Source organism: Pseudoalteromonas sp. Z1A8 (genome assembly GCF_011378855.1).
Lineage (GTDB): Bacteria > Pseudomonadota > Gammaproteobacteria > Enterobacterales > Alteromonadaceae > Pseudoalteromonas.
This window is the reverse complement of the sequence record NZ_WTLB01000051.1, coordinates 1-21,030: the sequence shown is the minus strand read 5'-3', so window position 1 is coordinate 21,030 and position 21,030 is coordinate 1. Positions and strand designations below refer to the sequence as shown.

The window sequence follows — 21,030 nt, the reverse complement described above, 5'->3', positions numbered from 1 at the left end:
CAATAAGAATGACCATAGCATGAAAATTTGGGTAGATGCAGACGCGTGTCCTGTCGTTATAAAAGAAATACTTTTTAGAGCGGCAGAGCGTATGAAAATCGAGACTATTTTAGTGGCTAATCACGCAATGCGTATTCCGCCGTCAAAATACATAAGTCGCGTTCAAGTATCGTCAGGCTTTGATGTAGCCGATGATGAAATAGTGAAACGTATTGAAAAAGGCGATTTAGTGATTACTGGCGATATACCGCTGGCGAGTGAAGTAATTGATAACGGTGGGCAGGCGCTCAACCCGCGTGGCGAGCTTTACACCACGGAGAATATTCGCTCAATACTTAACGTACGCGACTTTATGGATACCATGCGCTCAAGTGGCGTAGAAATGAGTGGTGGGCCGCCTCCACTTAGTCAAACCGACCGTCAAAATTTTGCTAATAATCTCGATCGTATTTTAGCGAAAAACAAGGCTAACTAACTTGAACACACAATTAGTTGGCTTAGGCGATACGCAATTTAGCGTGGCAGTGTACGTAGCAAAAGCGCCACCAATGCCGTTTTTTGAAACACTTCAATGCCTTGAACCGGTTATAAATGAGCAAATAAATACCATAAACCAGCACTGTGGTAATGGTTGGCGCAAAGTGTTTAACGTGTACGCCAAAGTATTGTTTGCTCTACCAAGTGAGCATTACTCATTTGCTAAACAAGCGTCTACTTGGCAGCAATATCGCGATGAGTTTTTACTGCAAAAGAATAGTAAAACGGCCCTGTTATTTAGCGCGCCTAATATTACTGTTACTTGTACAGATAAAGCTTCGAATAATAAAAACCAACTACATATAATCGCAGGTCGTACGCACGCTAAAAGCTTACTCCAACAAGGTAAGCTTAATGCTCAATTTGAGTGGCTCGACGACGAATTTGCAATAGATACAGCCAACAACATTATAGTATGCCCGTATTTTGATTACAGGCAGCTAAGTAATATAAAAATAGCTAGGCTTAGCGAGCTAGTTGCAAAACTAAAAAATAGTTAAAAGTACCTAAATGCACACGTATTAAACAAAGGTAGTGGTGCTTAGCTTAAAAGCTGAATCTGCCACTTATATAAAATATATTATTTGGATTTTAAATTATGACAGAAAAAGAAAAAATGCTATCTGGTCAGTATTATGACCCAAGTGACCCTGAGCTTATTGAATTACGATTAAAAGCTAGCTTAAAAACGGAGGCGCTAAATCAAACAAGCGTTATTAATTTGGGTGAAAGAGCTCAAATTATACATGCGTTATTTGGCTCAACAGGAAAACAAGTTCATGTAGAGTCATCATTTAATTGTGATTATGGGTCAAATATTCATGTAGGTGAAAATTTTTATGCTAATTTTGGCTGCGTTATTTTAGACGCTGCGGAAGTTAATATTGGTAACAATTGCTTTATTGCACCACAGGTTGGAATTTATACCGCTACACACCCTATAAACCCAATTGATAGAAGAAGTGGGCTCGAATATGCAAAAACAATAACAATAGGAAATGATTGTTGGATTGGTGGTCATGCAGTCATAAATCCAGGCGTTACTTTAGGTAATAATGTAGTTGTTGCATCGGGTGCTGTTGTTACAAAATCGTTTGGCGATAACGTTGTTATAGGTGGGAATCCTGCAAAAATAATAAAAATGATTGAAAGTTAATTTGCTCAACTTAAAAACTAAGCGACTCTTTAAACTTACTCCTTTTATAGTATTTAATACCAATTCCATTAAGTATGTGATCTAAATTTTACGCCGAAAAAACAATTCAGTTCTAGGCGTAAATTGATGTAAATGGTTGTTCCCTTTGCGAAATTGACAACAAAGAAATGGGTTGTTTTAGCAAGTAAAATAGATCTGCTATTTATTGGAATGGTATAAGCTTAAACCAATCGCCAATAGAGCCTTAAAATTTGATCGGTGTTTGGGATATTGTCGAAAAAATAATAGTTAAACGAGATAGTAATTTAATTAAAAAACAGTTTGAAAATAGACTTACTTATTTGAATTGAATTAGGTTAATAAGAGCGACCATGGCCGGAATTTTAGAGTTAAACCAATTATTAAAATCAATGCAGCCAGAGCTTAAGCAAGGCGAGTATATTTTTTGTTGTTTGGCAGGAAAGCTTGCTGATTATGTTCATTTAGACCCACTTGCCACTTACGTTGAAGAGGAAGGGCTAACCCTTATTTTAAAAGCTGAAACCGCCGATAAAGCAGGTATTACCTTTGAGAGTAAATATAATTTAATTACTCTTAACGTACATTCAAGCTTAGAGGCCGTAGGGTTAACCGCTGCGGTATCTGCAAAGCTCACTGAGCATGGCATTAGCGCTAATGTGGTAGCTGCGTTTTATCACGACCATATTTTTGTACAAACAGATAAAGCACAAGCTGCAATGAAAGCACTTGGAGAGATTGGTTAGGTTGCTGGTGAAGCAACAATCTGATTGATATGAATATTGGAGCGTCGGGTGGCGCTTCACTTAACCGACCTACGTTTCATAATGCTCTTGTATTAAAAGCTTTATTAAAAGCTTTATTAAAACCGCTTTATTAAAACCGCTTTATTTTTTATTACAAATAATAACTCTCAAATCACTCAACCACCAATTTTGATACTACCCATTTATGAAGCGGGTTTTTATTGTAGCGCGGATGCCATGCGGCTATTACGTCAAACGGCGCGGGTAACTGTAGCAGCTCTATTTTTACTAGCTCTGAGCTTACTGCGCGTGAGGGTAAAAATGCGATAGAGTCGGTTGTTTCTAGGTACATCGGCACAATAGAAAAACACGGTGCCGACACCACTACGTTACGCGTTAAATCAAAGCTTTTAAACCAATCGTCAATAGACCCTTTAAAATTTGGACGCGAAGGCGAGGCAATAATACTTGGATAACTGGCGATTTCAGCAAGGCTTGGCTTAGTTCCTGCTATTGATGAATTCGGCGAGGTAACACAAATATGTTGCTCTTCAAACAATTTAATAATGGGATAAGTACTTGGGATATAGTCAGGAAATGCAATAGCAAGGTTTACTTTGCCGTTTTCCATTAAATCGTGCAGGCTGTCTATCTCGAAGTCTCTTATTATAAGCTTTAAATTTGGCGCTTGTGCCCGGAGTACTTTAACCAATGCTGGCAAAACGACTTGCTGTGCGTAGTCGGTAGCGGCTATTACAAACTCATCATTAACTGTTTTTGGGTCAAATATTTTAGGTGCTAATAATGCCTGAAAGTCGTTTAGGAGTTTGTCTATGTCTACCGACAACTCCTCTGCATAAGGTGTAGGCACAAAGCCAGTGGTTTTTCTCAAAAACAGCTGGTCGTCAAACACATCGCGTAACTTTTTTAGTTGCTCACTCACTGCTTGTTGGGTTAAGCCCAATTTACTCGCTGCTTTTGAGGCGTTCTTCTCGCGAATGAGCGCTTGGAAAATACGCAATTGTTTTATATCTAATCGGTCTAACTTGCTCATGCTGCTGCCAGTGTTATTTAGTAATAATATTTAACTTATCACATAACCAAATTATCTTGTATCTCTTACATAAAAGGGTTGTTTCTAATTGTTAAAATACTCCCTTACTATGCTCCTACACACTAAAGTGAACAAATGATTGGAGCAAACAATGAAAACAGTAATATTAATAGGCGCACTAGGAAAAATGGGTCAAGCGGCATTAACCGGTTTATCTAAGCATAAAGTAATTACAGCGGGTCGTTCGGGCGATGTGGATCATATTGTTGATATTACCAGCGAGCAATCAATTACTGAGCTGTATGAAAAAGTAGGCCATTTTGATGCCGTAGTTAATACCGTAGGTTTATGTGAGTACGAAACGTTTGCAGATATGAGCGAAGCCCAGTGGATGAGCACTATTATGAGCAAAATGATGGGGCAAATTAACCTTGTACGCATTGGTCAAAAGTACATTGCCGATAGCGGTTCATTTACGCTAATTAGCGGTATTTTAAACGTTAAACCTATTCCGTTTGCGATTGCTGATGCAACAACTAGCGGCGCAATAGATACGTTTGCAAAATGCGTATCACTTGAAATGCCACGTGGCACACGTATTAATGTGGTTAACCCTACCGTACTTGAAGAAGCATGGGACGTATACGGCGAGATGATGCCAGGTTTTCAACCAGTGCCAGGCAAGCTTGTAGGTAAAGCGTTTGAGCGTTCGGTTGATGGCTTTATTACTGGCGAAGTTATTTTTGTAGATGCATAACTACCCGCCATATTGGTGAGAGATGCTAGCAAACTAATAAGCGCTTTGTATTTACAGTAACTGCAAAGCGCTTTAAAACATATTTTAATAGGTGATGAGATGAAAAAATTAATACCCGTATTTGCTATATTATTGGCTGCAGGTTGTGCCAATGTAGCGCCAAGCTCGCAATATGCTAGCGAGCCAGGTGCCGACTCTAATAAAGAATGTAAAACAATACCGCGCCATAAGCACACAGTTCAGTGGTGTAAGCCACATTCTTCTAAATAGATCGATAAATTAAACTACATACCCACTAAAACCTAGCGCTTTAAAATACAGCTTTGGAATACCAAATTTGCACTCATTTAGCAGCTCGCTAAAGCGCATTCTATCGAGTGGGTAAAACTCATTTTCTAAATCGTGTCCCATTTGTGTTTTACCGGTTTCGGTTAAACCTAATTGCGCACACGTGGTAAGTTGAGCTTCGCGCTCAAACGTCGTTTCAGGGCGCATTAAATCAGCAATATAAAGGAGTGCATCTTTTTTAAGATTGCCCTTCATTGTTTTTAATAGCTGCTTTTTATCGCCATTGTCTTGTACAAAATGCATGACTAATAAACATAAAATGGCATCAGCTTTAACTGATAATTTATCAACAGGACCATTGTGAATCGTTACGCGACTAGTTATGCCCTGCTCGTCAAATTGCTGCTTTGCAATTGCTAGCATATCGGCTGATGTATCTTGCGCGGTAAATTGCCATGTTGGGTTTAATGCAGCCAGTGCGAGCACTTCTTTACCTGTGCCTGCCCCTACTACTAAAACATGTGCATTGTCGCTTAGCGTTGCTTGTAGCTGTGCGCTAGTTAGTTGGTGTAATAACTCATAACCTGGGACTAAACGAGTAATGCGGCTATCGTATTGTGTTGCTTGTTCGCCTGTAAATGTTGGCATTTTTAAACTCCCTAATAGCTATATAACTTCAACTGTGGAATATCCACCTGGCTTTTTGGCTACATGCACTTGAGTGGCTACGCGCTCGCTCATTTGTGTTACGTGCGATATAACGCCTACTTTTCTACCTTGTGCTTGTAATGAATCAAGAGCGTCCATTGCAATGCTGAGGGTTTCGCTATCTAACGTACCAAACCCTTCGTCAATAAACAAAGAATTGATTTGTACTTTGTTTGACGAAAGCGATGCTAAGCCAAGTGCAAGCGCTAGTGATACTAAAAATGACTCACCGCCCGAGAGCGTATTAACAGAGCGTTGCTCGTCGGCCATGTCGCGGTCAATAATCGCAATGTCGAGCGTTTGTGCTATTGCCGTTAATTCGTAGCGCTTGTTGAGTGTTTTTAAATGGCTGTTAGCGTAGTGCAGTAATATTCTTAGCGTTTGTGTTTGCGCTAAGTTACGCATTTTTTTACCTTCTTTATCTCCAATTACCTTATTAAGTAAGTGCCACTGCTCAACCTGCGTTTTAAGCGTTGTAAGTTCAGCTTGTTTGCCTTCAAGCGCCTTTGCGTTTTGGTTATGTTGCTCAATGGCAGTATTGGTTGCCAGTAATGAACTTTGCAGCTGTGCTTGTTGCTCGTTTAAGCTGCTTAGTTGCGTACTTAAAGCCTCCGCGCTTTGCGTTGGTTTATCGCTACTGTTGTGTTTTTCAAGCGTAAGTTGCTGCTGTTTTAATGCGGCATTTGCATCGGTTAGCGCTTGAGTTAACTGCTCGTGCTGATTTAAATGCGCTTTAATAACATCGCTACTAAGTGTTAGTAAAATTTTGACCTGTTCGTGCGTCGCATTGCTATATTGCGCTTTAAAGTCAGTAAACCACTGGTTATAACGTGCCTCAAGCGTTGCTAGCTCTTGGTTGTTTTCAAGCAAGCGTTGCTCAACATTTTTAAGCGTTATGGCGTGCTCATCTCGTTGTTTTATAGCGTCGTCATATGCTTTTTGACTGGCTTGAACCAGCAATTGCAGTTGCTCTTGCGCACTTGTAAGTTTTGCTTGGTAGTCGTCTGCACTTATTTGCTCATTATTAAATAAAGCTGAGCGCTCACTTTGTACAGCGTCTAATAGCTCTTTAGCTTTTACAAACTCTTCATTAAGTACTTTTAACGATTGCTCGTTGTTACTTATAAGCGGTGTGAGCTGCTTTATTTGCTCATTAGCAGTGCCTTGACGTTTTTGGCTTTGATCAAGCTGCGTTTGAGTTTGCTGATACTGCGTAACTTGCTCATGCAATTGGGTAAGCTCAAGCGTATTGGCTTGTAGTTGCTGCCAAAAATCACTGTTTTCAAATTGATTATTAAGCGTTGTACCAAGCTCGTTAATTTGCGCACTTAGCTCGCTATGCTTACTCGTTAACTGGTTTTGCTTATGTGTAAGCTCAAGGTGTTTATTACTAAGCTGCTGCTGTGCTTGCTGCTCTGCTTTAAGTGCTGCTTGTAGCTCATTTACTTTAGTTTGCAGTGTACGTTGGCGTTTTTGCTGCTCAAAGTATTGCGCTTTTTGCTCCGTTAACTGCTTATAAGTGACCTCAAGCTGATCAGGCGTTAAGTCGTTAAGCTCGGTACGTGCGCCTTGCATGGTATTTTTAATGTCGAGCTGTTTGGCTTTTGCTGTTTGTATTATTTGCTCAAGTTGTCCGTGTTCAGCAGTTAATACGGCATATTGAGTTTGGTGCTTATGCAGCTCGCTTTGTGCATGGTCAAATTGCTTTTTAGCTATATTAAAAGCATTTTCAAAATCAGTAATTAAGTTATTTAATTGCTGATTTTGATTTACCGCATACGGGTGCTCAGTAGCGCCGCATACCATGCAAGGCTCATTAGAGCGAAGCTCTGTGCGTAAATGTTCTACGTTTTCGCTGGCTCTTAAGCGCGCTTGGTTAAGTGCGTACTCGCTACCTTTAAGCGCTTGCTCGCTGGTTATTAAATGCTGATTAAGTAAAGCATGGGCTTGCTGGCTTTCATTTAACTGCTGATTAAGTACTTGTTGGCGGTGAGTGCTTTGTTTTAGTTCTGCGTTAAATTGCCCGTAGCGCTCTCGCTGCTCTTTTAAGTAATCAATACTTTTTAGCTGCGCGTCGCAGTGCTCTGCATTAAATTCATTAAGCTTAGTATTTAATGCCTGTAAAGTTGATTGCTCGCCACTAAGTGCCACCTCGCATTGCTGCACTTTATTATTTTGCGCATTTAAAAGATCGTTCTGACCTGCAAGCTCGCTATTAAGAGTTTGGCTTTGCGTAACGTTTGCGGCTAATTGCTGCTGTGCACTTAAGTAAGTAGTAAAGCTTTGCTTATAATAGCTCCAATCTTTTGCTAAAACATGCAGCTGCTCATGCTCATTAAGCCATTGCTGGCTTTTTGTAGAGTCGGTATTAGCGAGTTCTAACTCGTTACTGCTTTGCTTTAACTGCTGATTGAGTTCATCAAGTTGCGTTTTCTCTTTAGCTATTTGTGACTCAGTACCTTTTATACTTTGGCTTTGCAAAGCAATGTTGCTGTCGAGCTCGCGCGCTTTAGCGATAACGGGCGCTGCATTTTGTTTTTGCTCATTGGCGTTATTAAGCTGCTCGGTATGTTTGGTCAGCGCAGTACTACACTCATTAATTACCGCTAAATGATCAACACTTTTAAGCGTTGTAATTTGCTCATTTAGCACCGTGTTTTGATCTGTTAACAAACTAAAACGGCTGCGGTTATCTTTTATTTCAAGCGCTTGTTTAGCTTGTTTTGCCTGCTCGCTTTGCTCAACGATACTTTCAAGCGCTGAACTTGCTTGTTGCTGCGTTTGCTGTGCTTGCAGTAAGTTTTGCTCAAGCACTGTAGCTTGCTGATACCAGCTAAGTGCTTTTTCTGTTTTGGTCAGCTCTTTTTTAGTGTGTTCGGTTTGCGTTTTTAAATCGGCTAACTTGGTTTGTTGTAACTCAAGCTCTTCGCTTGTTAATAAGGTATAGCTTTCAAGGCCTGCTTTAAGCGCTTCAAGCTTTGCTACTTGCTCTTTATGGCGTTCAAAAATACGCACGCCAATACGGCTAAACTTATCGGTGCCTGTTAAGCACTCTAAAAGTTGCGCTCGCTCATCGCCAGTGGCTTTTAAAAACGCAGCAAACTCATGTTGCGCTAAAAGTACGGCACGGGAGAACTGCTCAAAGTTAAGCCCTATTTTACTCTCGACTTCTTTTATTGTGTGGCTTTTGTCTGCTATTAGGGTTTCGTCTGGTAGGGTTACTAAAGTGTGCTCTGCTACTTTAAGTTTGCCTGTTACTTTTTTATGGGTGCGTGAAATTGTATAGCGCGCACGATAAAGCTGTTTATCTTGCCCTAAAAAGTCAACCTCGGCGTAGCCTTCCCATGTACCTCTGCGCAGTAAGTTTCGCGCATCATTTAGCTTAATGCTGTCGCCGTTAAACTCTATTAAATTACCTTTATCGCCACGTAGCCGTGCTGTTTTTGTATAAAGCGCTAAGCATATCGCATCTAAAAAGGTACTTTTACCTGCGCCGGTATCGCCTGTAATGGCAAATAAACCCGCGTCTTTTAATGGGGCTTTAGTAAAGTCTATTTCAGCGTCAACAATTGAGGCTAAGTTATGAATACGAACTGCGGTTATTTTCATAGTTGTTCTTGCTCCGTTAGCTCGTTTATCACGTCACTTAAAAGTGTTTTTAGCTCATCGGGTACGCTTTGCCCTGCCATGTCTTTATCGTTTGCGAATGCTTGTTCTAATAAATTAAGTGGGTTAAGCATTTCAACCTCGCTTAAATCTTCAAATACGGTGTTGTCGTCATTGTTAGCTAATTGCTCGCGTACGCGTTCAATACCACAAAATTTAATATGCTTGCCTTCAAGCGCTTGTTCTATTTGCTCTCTGAAGGTGGTGTCGGTATCGCTTGATTTAAGCTTTACACGTAAATAAGGCGCTACTGTATTTTGTGATGTGTCGAGTGCTTTAATTTGCTCGCACAGTTCACTTAATGGTACGCACTCCCCTTTTGGTAAAACAATTACATCGGCAGAGCGCGGAATGTAAAGGGGGTTTACAGTTGTACTAATGTGTTGTTTTTCATCAGTAATAAACTCAACAATATTTATTTGGTGGGTGTAGTTACGCTCTGAAAACGACATTGGAATGGGTGTGCCGCTGTAGCGAATAACATCGCTTTTAGCAACTTGTTGCGCTTTGTGTAAATGCCCAAGGGCAACATAGTTAGCTTGTTTACCAAATACATTAGCTGAAATAGACTCTTCGCCGCCTATTACTAAGTTACGCTCAGAATTACTTGATATATCTCCGCCTTTAGCGTGTAAGTGCCCCATAACTATTAATGGTGAGTTTTGCTCATTTATATTAACAGCTTGATCTAGTGCAAGTTCGTAAGCTTTTGCAACGCCTTGTGCATAGCTAGAGCCGCTTTCCGTTTGGCTAAGTGAACTTACATCGCTTGCGCGTAAAAATGGCATAGCGACGATTACAGCGCGTTTACCATTAGTATTTATGGTAATAACAGTTTCATCGGGTGTTGCGACATCAAAGCGCCCTACTACGTGAGTATCAAACTGGGCTAGTAATGGCTGAGCTGCCAAAATACGATTTGCAGAGTCGTGGTTACCCGCAATAATCACTACGTGTAATAGTGGGCATGCTTTTTTGGCATCTTTAATAAATTGATAAAGCTGATTTTCGGCGCTAGCGCTTGGTGTCGCTGTATGATAAATGTCGCCAGCAACTAAAAGTAAATCTATTTGTTGTTCAACAAGAGTGGCTAATAACCAGGTAAAAAAAGCTTGGTGTTCAACACGGCGATCGTGTTCGTAAAATTGTTGGCCAAGGTGCCAATCTGAGGTGTGGAGGACTTTCATGTCGCGCTCTTAATAAAACCGTAAGAGCGCCAATATACCCAAGGCTGTTAAAGATGCAAGCCTAAGGCATGCATTACGTTAGGTTAAACTGTACCAAGCTGAAAAAACAACCGGTAATGCTAAAAGTGCCATTAATAATGGAATTTTTAACGTTTTAGTTTGTTTTGCGTGTAGCGCCTTTAATGCATTAGTTTCGTTGCACGCTGCTACTTTATCGATATAAAAATAACCCGAATCGAGATACTGCTTACAGTTATTCTCACTTGCTGGAATCGCAATTAGTTCTTGTTGTTTTTTTAGGATGTAAAAATCCATAAGCCCACCGCATTTCTTGCTAGTAATCGATATTAATTTGAGGATAAATGTGACGAATTTATTTGCCTCAAATAAAAAGGTTGGCGATTTTAAATATAAACGGCACTAAAGATCAACCTAAAAATGCACTATTTTTAATTTATCGTACAAATAGTTAATATTACTGAAAACACAGCAATATTTGCGCCAATTAATAGCCACTTTTTACTGTGTTTTTGCTCAGTAGATAGGCGTTTAAGCGCATCTTGCTTATTACAACCCGATACCACATTTACATAGGAGTAATGGTTTGCTTGATAGCGCTCAAGTAATGCTTTTTTAGCAGGAATTGCTTCGAGCTGATGATCTTTTTTTACAATGTAAAATTTCATATCGTGCCCCTACAAATTGCGACTTACTTTTAATTTAAGCTATTACTATGAATTAGGCCTGAAAACCCTAAATTCAAGAGCTTGTTCCTGTTTTGACACTTTAAATCGAATTGCTGTTTGTAAACCCCCTTTACAGTTTTTATCCATTCGTATTTTGTTACAAATTAATTGTACTTTTTAACCTAAAAAACGAAGTGAACATCACCCTAAAAATACGGTATTTGGTCGCTAATTTATTGAAGCTTGCCGATATTTTTGTCAAAGTACGCTCACAAAATTATATTAGGACTAACAATGAAAAAAATAGGTCTTACGCTAAGTGCTTTAGTGTTGCCATTGGCAATATCGAGTGCAGCTATGGCGTCTTCGGTTGAGCAAACAAAAGGTTCTTTTGTTGATAAATTTCGTCAATTAGACGAAGCACTGCCAACTCCAAACGTTTATCGTAGTGCCGCTGGCGAACCAGGTGAAAAATACTGGCAGCAACAAGTTAATTACGATATTGATGTAAAGCTAGATGAAAAAAAGCACCGTATTACCGGTAGCCAAAACATCGAATACAAAAATAACTCTCCACATACGCTTAAATATTTATGGTTGCAGTTAGACCAAAATATTTTTAAAAGTGACTCAATTGCCGAAACAACTAAAACGTTTAAAAGCACTTTAGAAAGCTTACCAGCTCAAAAGCCCGCTAAATTAAGTTTAGGCGAATTACGTCGTCAGCAATTTATGAGCGACAACGAACTGGGTTATACAATTAGTGGCGTAAAAGATGACGATGGTAAAGAGCTACGTGTAACTGTAGTTGATACCCTAATGCGCATTGATTTAAACGAGCCATTAAAACCAGGTAAAGAAGTCGAATTTAGCATGAACTTTGCCTTCAACATTGTTGAAGAAGATGCAGTGGGTGCACGTTCTGGTTATGAGCACTTTGAAGAAGATGGCAATGACATATTCTTAATTGCTCAGTGGTTTCCTCGTTTAGCGGCTTATACCGATTACGAAGCATGGACAAACAAGCCGTTTTTAGGTTCTGGTGAATTTACACTTGAATTTGGCGATTACGATGTAGAAATTACTGTTCCTGCTGATCACATTGTATCGGCTACTGGTAAGCTTGATAACCCAAGCAAAGTACTTACTAGTACTCAGCGTAAACGTTTAAAGCAAGCTGAAACATCTAAACGCCCTGTGTTTATTGTTAACGCAGAAGAAGCGCTAGAAAACGAAAAAGAAGGCACTGACAAAACTAAAACGTGGCACTTTAAAGCCCAAAACGTACGCGACTTTGCGTGGGCGTCGTCTCGTAAGTTTATGTGGGATGCAAAAGGTTATCAGCAAGGTGGTGATGTTCGTCCATTAGTAATGGCAATGTCGTTCTTCCCTAAAGAAGGGGGCGATTTATGGGAGAAGTACTCAACTGAAGCGGTAGTACATACAATGGAAGTGTACTCTAAGTACTCTTTTGACTACCCATACCCAACTGCGCAATCGGTAAATGGCCCTGTTGGCGGTATGGAATACCCAATGATTACCTTTAACGGCCCACGTACTAAGTTACAAGACGATGGTACTCGTACTTATTCTCAAGCTGAAAAACGCTTTTTACTTGGCGTAGTTATTCATGAAGTGGGACATTTTTACTTCCCAATGATTGTTAACTCAGATGAACGCCAATGGACGTGGATGGATGAAGGCTTAAATAGCTTTTTAGATGGCGTTGCTGGTCGTGAATGGGATCCAACTATTCCTTGGGGTGTTGAACCTCGCGATATCGTAAGCTACATGAAGTCTGAAAACCAAGTACCTGTTATGACTCAGTCAGACAGCGTATTACGTTTAGGGCCTAATGCTTATACTAAACCTGCAGCCGCACTTAATATTTTACGTGAAGTAATTTTAGGTCGTGACTTATTCGACTTTGCATTTAAAGAGTATGCTCAGCGCTGGAAATACAAGCGCCCTACCCCAGCTGATTTTTTCCGTACCATGGAAGAAGCCTCTGGTGTTGATTTAGATTGGTTTTGGCGTGGCTGGTTTTACACCACAGACCATGTAGATATCTCGTTAGATAAAGTATATCAACTACGTTTAGACACTAAAAACCCTGATATTGACTACAACCGTTTACGCGACATTGAAGCAGACAAGCCTACGTCATTATTTGTTGAGCGTAACCGTGCAGAAGGTAAAAAAACATGGGTTGAGCAAAATACTGATGTTACCGACTTTTATGACGAAAACGACCGCTTTACTGTAACCAATAAAGAACGTAACTCGTACAATAAGTTTTTAAAAGGCTTAGAGCCGTGGGAGCGTAAAACGCTTGACCGTGCAGTAAGTGAAGATAAAAACTACTACGTTATGGAATTTTCAAACCTAGGTGGTTTGGTAATGCCTATTTTATTAGAACTAACGTATGAAGATGGCACTAAAGAAGAGCGTTATATTCCTGCTGAAATTTGGCGTCGTAATTATAAAAATGTTCAAAAGCTAATTGTTACCGATAAAAACAAGCCGCTTGTATCAGTAACTGTTGATCCAGGTTGGGAAACAGCTGACGTAGATGTAGAGAATAATAACTACCCTCGTCGTATTATTCCTTCACGTATAGAAGTGTACAAAAAGGAAAAGAGTAAAGCTAAAGTAAGTCGCGATATCATGCAAGATATTAAAACTGAACTTAAAACTGATGATAAAAAAGACGAAAAGGATGACGGTGAGGAGCAGCAATAATGCGCTTTTTGCTTATTATTGTTTGCCTTTTAGTTGCTGCGCCAAGTATGGCGCATCAACTAAAGTCGTCAGTTACAACCGTGCTTTTTAATAAACGTACGCATAATGTTGAATTAATGCATCGCTTTTATTTACACGATACCGAACATGCCGTAGGTACACTATTTAAAGGCAAAATCGATATTATTAATAATAAAGCCGATCAGCTTCGTTTTGCTAAGTATGTTGAATCGCATGTTGCTCTACAAACACTAAGTGGTGAGCCTTTAGCGCTTAGCTTTGTAGGGGCACAAGTTGATGGTAAGTTTTTTTGGGTTTACCAAGAAGCACCAATTCCTGAAAACATTGAAGGAATTAAAATGAGTAATGGCGCACTTCGTGATTTATGGCCATCTCAGGTAAATATGGTAAACGTTGAGGGCAAAGGTAAGATTAAAACCCTAAACTTTACCCAAGATGATACTTGGCTCGAAGCCCGCTTTGAGCAAAATTAATAGTTAAAACTTCCCCAACCGACGCGCACAGCAGTTTATGTGCGCGTTTTCTTCATACGTTTAAACTGCGTTCATATTTGATCTGTTATTTGTAAATTTACGTAAAAATTGGTAGTTCAATTTGTATATTTACCTTTTTTTGCGCATGATATATCAGGCACTTAAATTACTGTGTTATCAATAGATTAATAATGGTGCGTATTAATATTTAAATATAGTTAGTTTCATTTATCCCTTTGTATTTACCGGCCTAGGGCATAAGCAGTAGAGAATTTTATGTTTAAATTTCATTTAGTAATAACTAAATTCAGGGAATGATATGACTACTCAGGTTGAGGCTATTTTTGGAGTAATTTTTGATTTAGATGGGACATTGGTTTCATCAGAATTAGATTTTGCATTAATTAAGGCCCAAATAGGTTGCCCTTGCGAGCAAGATTTACTTGATTATATTGCTCAGTTGCCCTCACCGTATATGCGTGAAGAGGCAATGAATATAGTTCACCAACACGAATTAATAGACGCTCAACATGCCACTATTTTACCCGGCGTGAGTGAAGCTATTCATGCTTTAAAAGCCAAAAATATCCCCATGGCAATTGTTACTCGAAACTTTGATAAAGCAGCGGCAATTAAATTACAAAATAATCCACTCCCTATCAGCACGGTTTTAACGCGAAGCGATGCACCTGCAAAACCCGACCCGAGCGCTTTAAATGCTATTGCTACACTTTGGAACATTAACGCCAGAAATTTACTTTATGTAGGCGATTACCTTTACGATATTCAAGCTGCGCATAATGCAAACATGCGAGCGTGTTTATATGCTCCTGAGTCAACACCAGCCTACGCCGATCAAGCAGATTACGTTTTACATAACTTTGTTGAATTAGTGACATTGGTTGAGAGTTACTCTAAAAAAATAGAGTTATGTTAAATAGCGCGCTATTAAATTTATTTAATAATAAGTGCTACGTTATTTAAATTACAAAATAACGTTTGTTCCTAGCCCAATACGTTTTGAATTGGTAAAATACTGCAAAACGTAACGTATTCATTAGGGGCACAAAATGGGCAGAGCATTTGTAGTTCGTCAAAGTTCTATGATCAAAACAGCCAATGCAAAAACAAAAGTAAACTCAAAGTATGGTAAAGAGATTTACGTTGCTGCAAAAAGTGGCGATCCCGATCCCGAAGTAAATCAAACACTACGCCGTCTAATCGAAAAAGCTAAAAAAGACCAAGTTCCGGCGCATGTTATCGAAAAAGCAATTGAAAAAGCAGCCGGTGGCGCAGGGGAAGATTACTCTGTTGCCCGTTATGAAGGCTATGGCCCTGGTAACTGCATGGTTATTGTTGATTGTTTAACTGACAATCCAAACCGTACTATCAAAGATGTACGCTTACCCTTTACTAAAACAGACTCTAAAATTGGTACACCTGGCTGCGTAGCACATATGTTTGATCATTATGCAGTACTTGGCTTTGCAGGCGATGACGACGAAGTTGTGCTAGAAGCGCTAATGATGGCTGATGTAGATGTCAGCGATGTTGAAGCCGAGGACGGTAAAATATCGGTATTTGCACCGCCAACAGAATACTTTAAAGCTAAAACGGCCCTTGAAGACGCATTTGAAGGCATTAACTTTGAAGTAGACGAAATTACGTTTATTCCTCAAGTTAATATTGAAATTGAAGACGAAGAAGTAATTGCTAACTTTGATAAGTTTATAAATATGCTTGAAGATTGTGACGATGTACAAAATATTTATCACAATGCTATTGTAAAAAATTAGAGTAAAGTCCTAAAAACACTAAAAAAGCGTGTTTTGTGTAAGCAAAATACGCTTTTTTACGTTTGAATAAATGTTAGGTATTCATGTGTATTATCTATATACCTTTAAAATGCTATAAAAGCGCTGCTTTTTTAATTCCAGACGATAAAAAACCAGCTTAAAAGCTGGTTTAGTACTTAATTTGAACGTTAGTTAAGCAGTTAAAGTGTATTCGTTTTTTGTGCTTTATATTTTATACGGTAGCTATGTAGTAGTGGTTCAGTGTAACCACTCGGTTGGGTTACGCCCTCTAAAACCAGTGCAAGTGCAGCTTGATAGGCAATGCTGTTAACCAATGTTTCTTCACTTGTTGCCATGGGTGTATACGCAGTGTCGTGCTCGTTTTGACCATCAACCACTTTGGCCATTTTAGCCATTGTTGATTCTATTTGCGCCTTTGAGCACACGCCATTTAGCAACCAATTAGCCATATGCTGGCTTGAAATACGCAGTGTGGCTCTATCTTCCATTAGCCCAATATGGTTAATGTCGGGTACTTTCGAGCAGCCTACGCCTTGATCAATCCAACGTACAACGTAACCTAAAATACCTTGTGCATTGTTTTCAAGCTCACTTTGAATATCTTCTTTTGAAAGCGTTTTAGGGTCTGCCATTAATGGCGGTGTAAGCAAATCATTAAGGCTTGCAATAGTGCGTTTAGCAATACTTTGCTGCTCAGTAAATACGTTTACATCGTGATAATGCATTGCATGCAGGGTAGCGGCTGTAGGGGAGGGCACCCATGCTGTATTAGCACCTGATTTAGGATGCGCTAGTTTTTGCTCCATCATTAATGCCATTTTATCTGGCATTGGCCACATGCCTTTACCTATTTGTGCTTTATGACTTAAGCCACAAGCAAGGCCAATATCGACATTGCGCTCCTCATATGCGCTTATCCATGGTTGCTGTTTAATCTGTGCTTTTGGAAGTACAACACCCGCTTGCATAGAGGTATGAATTTCATCGCCGGTTCTATCTAAAAATCCGGTGTTAATAAATACCACACGCTCTTTAGCTGCATGAATACAGGCTTTTAGGTTTACAGATGTACGGCGTTCTTCATCCATAATACCCATTTTAAGCGTGTTTTTAGGTAAGCTTAGCGCTTCCTCTACTAAGCTAAATAAAGTGTTAGTAAACGCCACTTCTTCAGGGCCGTGCATTTTTGGTTTTACTATATTAATACTTTGCGCGCTGGTATTTTTTATACCAGTTTTTTTGTTTAGGTCGTGCAAGGCAGCCGTTGCAGTAAACATCGCATCCATAATGCCTTCAAATACCGGTTGATTATACACGTCGGTAATCGCTGGATTCGTCATTAAATGGCCAACGTTTCTAACAAACATCATGCTGCGGCCTTTTAAAGTAACTGTGCCACCATCGAGTGCGGTGTATGTTTTATCACTTTGTAGGGTACGTTCTACGGTTTTATCGCCTTTTTTAAACGATTCAACTAGGTTACCTTGCATCAAACCAAGCCAATTTTTATAAACTTGTACTTTATCTTCTGCATCTACCGCAGCTACAGAATCTTCACAATCCATAATGGTTGTAAGAGCGGCCTCTAACACTACATCTTTTAAGCCTGCTTTATCTGCTTGGCCAATAATGTGATGGTGATCGATATGGAGCTCTATGTGTAAATCATTGTTTTTTAATAACACTACGGTTGGGTTTTGTGCTTCACCTTGGTAGCCAATAAGCTGAGATGGATTAGCTAATGTGGTTTGAGAGCTATCACGCAACGTAATTAAAAGTGCGCCATTTACTACTGAGTAATTAGTGCTTTCAATGTGCGAGCCATTAGTCAACGGCAATGCTTTATCTAAAAACTGACGAGCGTAGGCCATTACTTTAAAGCCACGTACTGGGTTGTAGGTAGTGCCTTTTTCGGCGCCGTCGTCCTCGCTTAACACATCAGTGCCATATAAAGCGTCGTATAACGAACCCCAACGTGCGTTAGCGGCATTAAGTGCAAAGCGTGCGTTACTTACAGGCACAACCAACTGAGGTCCTGCAGTAAGCGCTACCTCGGGTTCTACATTTTGAGTTTCAATCTCAAAGTTGGCAGGCTCTTCTACTAAATAACCAATATCTTGCAAAAAGGCATAGTATTTAGCGCTATCCCACGTTTTGTTAGCTAGATGATAGTCATCTATTTGCTTTTGAAGCAGTTCTCGCTTTTCAAGCAGCGCTTTGTTTGTAGGGGTAAGTGTTTGCACTATATGTGCAAAGTTTTGCCAAAACTGCTGCTCACTCAAATGCGTGCCAGGGAGTAATTGGTTTTTAACGAAATCAGCAAGTTGTGTGTCTACGCTGAGTCCTGAATGTGTGAGAGTGTGGGACATAATTGCCTTCCTTAAACGGTCGCGATGTTGTTGTGTGCTTGTGCGTTAAGGCAACAATAACTCAAAAAAGCAATGTTGAGTGCTTTTTAGCCATTCACAAAATGTATAGCCGCAATAATAACTATAAATTTACTAAATCTAAAAAATGAGCCTAATGTTGAATCAAGCGCTACGGAACACACTCCTAGCCACTCTCACAACATTAAAATAATTTACACACTCGTTCGAAGGATTTTATTATGACAACATATCAACGCGAAACAGACACTCTTTCTACTCTTTGCCAATCTCAAGGCAGTCCATGGAAAGCTATTAACCCTGAATACGCAAGCCGTATGCGTTTACAAAACCGCTTTCGTACTGGGATTGAAATTGCGCAATACACAGCAGACGTAATGCGTGAAGATATGGCTGCATATGACGCAGACACAAGCCAGTACACGCAATCATTAGGCTGTTGGCATGGTTTTACTGCCCAACAAATGATGATGGCTATTAAGCGCCACCAAAAAACAACTAAACGCAGCTATGTGTACTTAAGTGGCTGGATGGTTGCAGCGCTTCGCTCTGCATTTGGACCGCTGCCAGATCAAAGCATGCACGAAAAAACGTCGGTTCCTGCATTAATTGAAGAAATTTATACGTTTTTAAAGCAAGCTGATGCACGCGAACTAGACCACTTATTTAACGACCTAGATGAAGCAAAAGCCAATGGAGGTGACGTTCAAGCGGTTATTGATAAAATAGACAACTTTGAAACCCATGTTGTGCCAATTATTGCTGATATTGACGCTGGTTTTGGTAACGAAGAAGCAACTTATTTACTCGCTAAAAAAATGATTGAAGCCGGTGCGTGTGCCATTCAAATAGAAAACCAAGTGTCTGACGCTAAACAATGTGGTCACCAAGCGGGTAAAGTTACAGTACCGCACGAAGACTTTTTAGCAAAAATCAATGCAGTACGTTACGCTTTTTTAGAACTCGGTATTGATAACGGTATTATTGTGGCACGCACAGATTCATTAGGTGCCAGCCTTACTCAAAAAGTACCTGTGTCGCAAACACCTGGTGATTTAGCAAGCCAATACAACGCATTTTTAGAAACCACGCCAATTAACGGTGTTGATGACTTAAATGAAGGCGACACGGCAATGAGAATTAATGGCCAGTTATGTAAACCAACTCGCCTAGATAACGGTTTATTTCAGTTCCGCGAAGGCACTGAAAAAGACCGCGTAGTACTAGATTGTATTACAAGCTTGCAGTCGGGCGCTGATTTACTGTGGATTGAAACAGAAAAACCACACGTTAAACAAATCGCAGAGCTGGTAAATCGTGTTAAAGAACACGTGCCAAATGCAAAACTGGTATACAACAACTCGCCTTCGTTTAACTGGACGCTTAAGTTTCGTGAGCAAGTATATCAAGAATGGCAAGAAGCTGGCCGTGACTTAAGTGCTTACCCAAGCCTTGGCGACAATAAAGGCCTTATGGCTCCAGAAATGGATGCAACAGAGCTTGCGCAAGCAGCCGATTTACTAGTACAAAACTTCCAGCGCGATGGCGCACGTGAAGCAGGTATTTTTCATCACTTAATAACCTTGCCTACGTATCATACAACAGCGCTAAGCACTGATATTTTATCGGAAGGTTACTTTGGCGACATGGGTATGCTGGCGTACGTTCGTGATGTACAACGCCAAGAGATTCGCCGTGAGCAGGCATCTGTTAAGCACCAAGATTTAGCGGGTTCTAACATGGGCGATACACACAAAGAATACTTCTCTGGTGATAACGCGCTAAAAGCCGGTGGTGAAGATAACACCATGAACCAATTTTAATTCCTAACTAGATAGTGTTACTCAAGGGCCAATAGGCCCTTTTTTATTGTTTTAAATAAAGTTAGAACATTGAAGCATAATTACAGATCAGACTTTAACTAACCTAATCATGTTGGATCACGATTTAACTACCTGAGTAAATTTACAGATCAGAGTTTAACTAACCTTTCATAAAACGACCTTTTTTAGGTGATTTTGCTGTAAATAGCGTTTACAGCAACTAAAAAAAGCGGATAAGTGACTGATTTTTGCTTTAATAGACAAACAGAGGAAATTTATAAACCGATTTTTTACTAACTTCTCGTTGCTATAAAACAAAATTTTACTAACTGAGAGGGTATAAACAGTGACTCAAACCGATATTTTACCAACTCAAGTTACAAAAAAGGCTATAAACCGAAATTTTACTAACTGAAGCTTTAGCTAAGTCCGATATTTAACTGTCACAGAAGTGTAAAGGGGGTTTACAGTTTGAATACTATAGCGGTAAATATAAAAGCCACTTATTTGAAGTGGCTTTTATTTAAACTATAAATTTTATACATAGAGTTTAGGGTCTGTTCATAGGTTGGATCTTAAGGAATAAAACTTGAAAACATGCTCTGAATTTGATCTGATAGTAATCGCCAAACCACTATCTATCCCAAAGGCAGAGCATGAATAAACATAATACTGAGTTAAACTAAATAACGAAAGTGCTTAACGATTTTAATATTAACGAAATAGGTAAAACAAGCCGTTTTTGTAGCCGTAAACGAATAATAAAACCTTTCGAATTAGTCATGTCGTTAATAACAGCTCTAGGCGATAAATCGGTAAGCACCGTGACAGATTTACATCGTTATTTTGTGAAGTTGACGGAAACTGATGTTCAATATAAACCGTTTCACAATCAACTGAGTAAGCCTGAATTCAGCCTATTGATGAAATCACTGGTTGATGTGGCGTTAAATGAATGGCAGCA

At 39.6% G+C, this 21,030-nt stretch carries 18 protein-coding genes and 1 pseudogene; 12 read left to right on the top strand and 7 right to left on the bottom strand.

Annotation, left to right across the window (positions count from 1 at the left end; genetic code table 11):
• The first annotated feature begins 19 nt into the window (after positions 1-19).
• From GQR55_RS16550 to GQR55_RS16535, 4 genes are all read left to right on the top strand, one after another.
• Positions 20-475 (top strand): YaiI/YqxD family protein, encoded by a 456-nt coding sequence (locus GQR55_RS16550; protein WP_166421461.1) that lies wholly within the window; start codon positions 20-22, stop codon positions 473-475.
• A gap of 1 nt (position 476) precedes the next feature.
• Positions 477-1,037 carry a hypothetical protein gene (locus tag GQR55_RS16545; protein WP_166421460.1) on the top strand — a complete coding sequence of 187 codons (561 nt, stop codon included), beginning with the start codon at positions 477-479 and terminating at the stop codon, positions 1,035-1,037.
• 98 nt (positions 1,038-1,135) lie between these two features.
• Positions 1,136-1,693: a sugar O-acetyltransferase gene (locus tag GQR55_RS16540; protein WP_166421459.1), complete on the top strand. Its 558-nt coding sequence runs from the start codon at positions 1,136-1,138 to the stop codon at positions 1,691-1,693.
• A 371-nt stretch (positions 1,694-2,064) separates the two neighbouring features.
• Positions 2,065-2,457, top strand: a complete 393-nt coding sequence (locus GQR55_RS16535) for an ACT domain-containing protein (protein WP_165741054.1) — start codon at positions 2,065-2,067, stop codon at positions 2,455-2,457.
• A 172-nt stretch (positions 2,458-2,629) separates the two neighbouring features.
• Here the strand turns inward: GQR55_RS16535 and GQR55_RS16530 are convergent, their stop codons facing one another.
• On the bottom strand, positions 2,630-3,511 hold the full coding sequence (locus GQR55_RS16530) for a LysR family transcriptional regulator (RefSeq protein WP_166421458.1): 882 nt from the start codon (positions 3,509-3,511) through the stop codon (positions 2,630-2,632).
• Between the two features lie 151 nt (positions 3,512-3,662).
• Here GQR55_RS16530 and GQR55_RS16525 point away from each other — a divergent pair, with 151 nt between their 5' ends.
• Both GQR55_RS16525 and GQR55_RS16520 read left to right on the top strand, forming a co-directional pair.
• Positions 3,663-4,268 carry a short chain dehydrogenase gene (locus GQR55_RS16525; protein WP_165727910.1) on the top strand — a complete coding sequence of 202 codons (606 nt, stop codon included), beginning with the start codon at positions 3,663-3,665 and terminating at the stop codon, positions 4,266-4,268.
• 99 nt (positions 4,269-4,367) lie between these two features.
• Positions 4,368-4,538 carry a hypothetical protein gene (locus GQR55_RS16520; protein ID WP_165727911.1) on the top strand — a complete coding sequence of 57 codons (171 nt, stop codon included), beginning with the start codon at positions 4,368-4,370 and terminating at the stop codon, positions 4,536-4,538.
• A 9-nt stretch (positions 4,539-4,547) separates the two neighbouring features.
• Here the strand turns inward: GQR55_RS16520 and GQR55_RS16515 are convergent, their stop codons facing one another.
• The 5 genes from GQR55_RS16515 to GQR55_RS16495 form a co-directional block, all read right to left on the bottom strand.
• Positions 4,548-5,204, bottom strand: coding sequence for a class I SAM-dependent methyltransferase (locus GQR55_RS16515; protein ID WP_166421457.1), 657 nt, complete (start codon positions 5,202-5,204; stop codon positions 4,548-4,550).
• 18 nt (positions 5,205-5,222) lie between these two features.
• On the bottom strand, positions 5,223-8,873 hold the full coding sequence (locus GQR55_RS16510) for an AAA family ATPase (protein ID WP_166421456.1): 3,651 nt from the start codon (positions 8,871-8,873) through the stop codon (positions 5,223-5,225).
• Entirely contained in the window at positions 8,870-10,117 is a 1,248-nt protein-coding gene (locus GQR55_RS16505) for an exonuclease SbcCD subunit D C-terminal domain-containing protein (protein WP_166421455.1), read from the bottom strand. Before GQR55_RS16505 ends, GQR55_RS16510 begins: the two co-directional genes overlap by 4 nt.
• A 78-nt stretch (positions 10,118-10,195) precedes the next feature.
• Positions 10,196-10,432: a hypothetical protein gene (locus GQR55_RS16500; RefSeq protein ID WP_002959190.1), complete on the bottom strand. Its 237-nt coding sequence runs from the start codon at positions 10,430-10,432 to the stop codon at positions 10,196-10,198.
• Positions 10,433-10,566: 134 nt separating this feature from the next.
• Positions 10,567-10,803, bottom strand: a complete 237-nt coding sequence (locus tag GQR55_RS16495; RefSeq protein ID WP_166421454.1) for a hypothetical protein — start codon at positions 10,801-10,803, stop codon at positions 10,567-10,569.
• A 294-nt stretch (positions 10,804-11,097) separates the two neighbouring features.
• Between GQR55_RS16495 and GQR55_RS16490 the strand changes: the two genes are divergently transcribed.
• The 4 genes from GQR55_RS16490 (at position 11,098) to GQR55_RS16475 (ending at position 15,835) form a co-directional block, all read left to right on the top strand.
• On the top strand, positions 11,098-13,545 hold the full coding sequence (locus GQR55_RS16490) for a M1 family metallopeptidase (RefSeq protein ID WP_166421453.1): 2,448 nt from the start codon (positions 11,098-11,100) through the stop codon (positions 13,543-13,545).
• Positions 13,545-14,039, top strand: a complete 495-nt coding sequence (locus tag GQR55_RS16485) for a DUF6702 family protein (protein WP_166421452.1) — start codon at positions 13,545-13,547, stop codon at positions 14,037-14,039. Before GQR55_RS16490 ends, GQR55_RS16485 begins: the two co-directional genes overlap by 1 nt.
• Before the next feature lie 319 nt (positions 14,040-14,358).
• Entirely contained in the window at positions 14,359-14,976 is a 618-nt protein-coding gene (locus tag GQR55_RS16480; RefSeq protein WP_166421451.1) for an HAD family hydrolase, read from the top strand.
• Positions 14,977-15,109: 133 nt separating this feature from the next.
• On the top strand, positions 15,110-15,835 hold the full coding sequence (locus tag GQR55_RS16475) for a YebC/PmpR family DNA-binding transcriptional regulator (protein ID WP_002959197.1): 726 nt from the start codon (positions 15,110-15,112) through the stop codon (positions 15,833-15,835).
• 200 nt (positions 15,836-16,035) lie between these two features.
• On the opposite strand, the gene GQR55_RS16470 is transcribed toward GQR55_RS16475, so the two are convergent.
• Positions 16,036-18,225: a malate synthase G gene (locus GQR55_RS16470; RefSeq protein WP_166421450.1), complete on the bottom strand. Its 2,190-nt coding sequence runs from the start codon at positions 18,223-18,225 to the stop codon at positions 16,036-16,038.
• A 239-nt stretch (positions 18,226-18,464) separates the two neighbouring features.
• On the opposite strand from GQR55_RS16470, the gene GQR55_RS16465 reads away from it, so the two are divergent.
• Entirely contained in the window at positions 18,465-20,066 is a 1,602-nt protein-coding gene (locus GQR55_RS16465) for an isocitrate lyase (RefSeq protein WP_166421449.1), read from the top strand.
• A gap of 686 nt (positions 20,067-20,752) precedes the next feature.
• Positions 20,753-21,030, top strand: a pseudogene (locus GQR55_RS16460) (IS4 family transposase); the annotation flags it as partial.

Bases quoted from the DNA above. Each gene is read 5' to 3' on its own strand.
- GQR55_RS16510 (WP_166421456.1), bottom strand. From the start codon at position 8,873: ATGAAAATAACCGCAGTTCGTATTCATAACTTAGCCTCAATTGTTGAC.
- GQR55_RS16490 (WP_166421453.1), top strand. From the start codon at position 11,098: ATGAAAAAAATAGGTCTTACGCTAAGTGCTTTAGTGTTGCCATTGGCA.
- GQR55_RS16515 (WP_166421457.1), bottom strand. From the start codon at position 5,204: ATGCCAACATTTACAGGCGAACAAGCAACACAATACGATAGCCGCATT.
- GQR55_RS16535 (WP_165741054.1), top strand. From the start codon at position 2,065: ATGGCCGGAATTTTAGAGTTAAACCAATTATTAAAATCAATGCAGCCA.
- GQR55_RS16500 (WP_002959190.1), bottom strand. From the start codon at position 10,432: ATGGATTTTTACATCCTAAAAAAACAACAAGAACTAATTGCGATTCCA.
- GQR55_RS16520 (WP_165727911.1), top strand. From the start codon at position 4,368: ATGAAAAAATTAATACCCGTATTTGCTATATTATTGGCTGCAGGTTGT.
- GQR55_RS16530 (WP_166421458.1), bottom strand. From the start codon at position 3,511: ATGAGCAAGTTAGACCGATTAGATATAAAACAATTGCGTATTTTCCAA.
- GQR55_RS16480 (WP_166421451.1), top strand. From the start codon at position 14,359: ATGACTACTCAGGTTGAGGCTATTTTTGGAGTAATTTTTGATTTAGAT.
- GQR55_RS16550 (WP_166421461.1), top strand. From the start codon at position 20: ATGAAAATTTGGGTAGATGCAGACGCGTGTCCTGTCGTTATAAAAGAA.
- GQR55_RS16475 (WP_002959197.1), top strand. From the start codon at position 15,110: ATGGGCAGAGCATTTGTAGTTCGTCAAAGTTCTATGATCAAAACAGCC.
- GQR55_RS16525 (WP_165727910.1), top strand. From the start codon at position 3,663: ATGAAAACAGTAATATTAATAGGCGCACTAGGAAAAATGGGTCAAGCG.
- GQR55_RS16505 (WP_166421455.1), bottom strand. From the start codon at position 10,117: ATGAAAGTCCTCCACACCTCAGATTGGCACCTTGGCCAACAATTTTAC.
- GQR55_RS16485 (WP_166421452.1), top strand. From the start codon at position 13,545: ATGCGCTTTTTGCTTATTATTGTTTGCCTTTTAGTTGCTGCGCCAAGT.
- GQR55_RS16470 (WP_166421450.1), bottom strand. From the start codon at position 18,225: ATGTCCCACACTCTCACACATTCAGGACTCAGCGTAGACACACAACTT.
- GQR55_RS16465 (WP_166421449.1), top strand. From the start codon at position 18,465: ATGACAACATATCAACGCGAAACAGACACTCTTTCTACTCTTTGCCAA.
- GQR55_RS16540 (WP_166421459.1), top strand. From the start codon at position 1,136: ATGACAGAAAAAGAAAAAATGCTATCTGGTCAGTATTATGACCCAAGT.
- GQR55_RS16495 (WP_166421454.1), bottom strand. From the start codon at position 10,803: ATGAAATTTTACATTGTAAAAAAAGATCATCAGCTCGAAGCAATTCCT.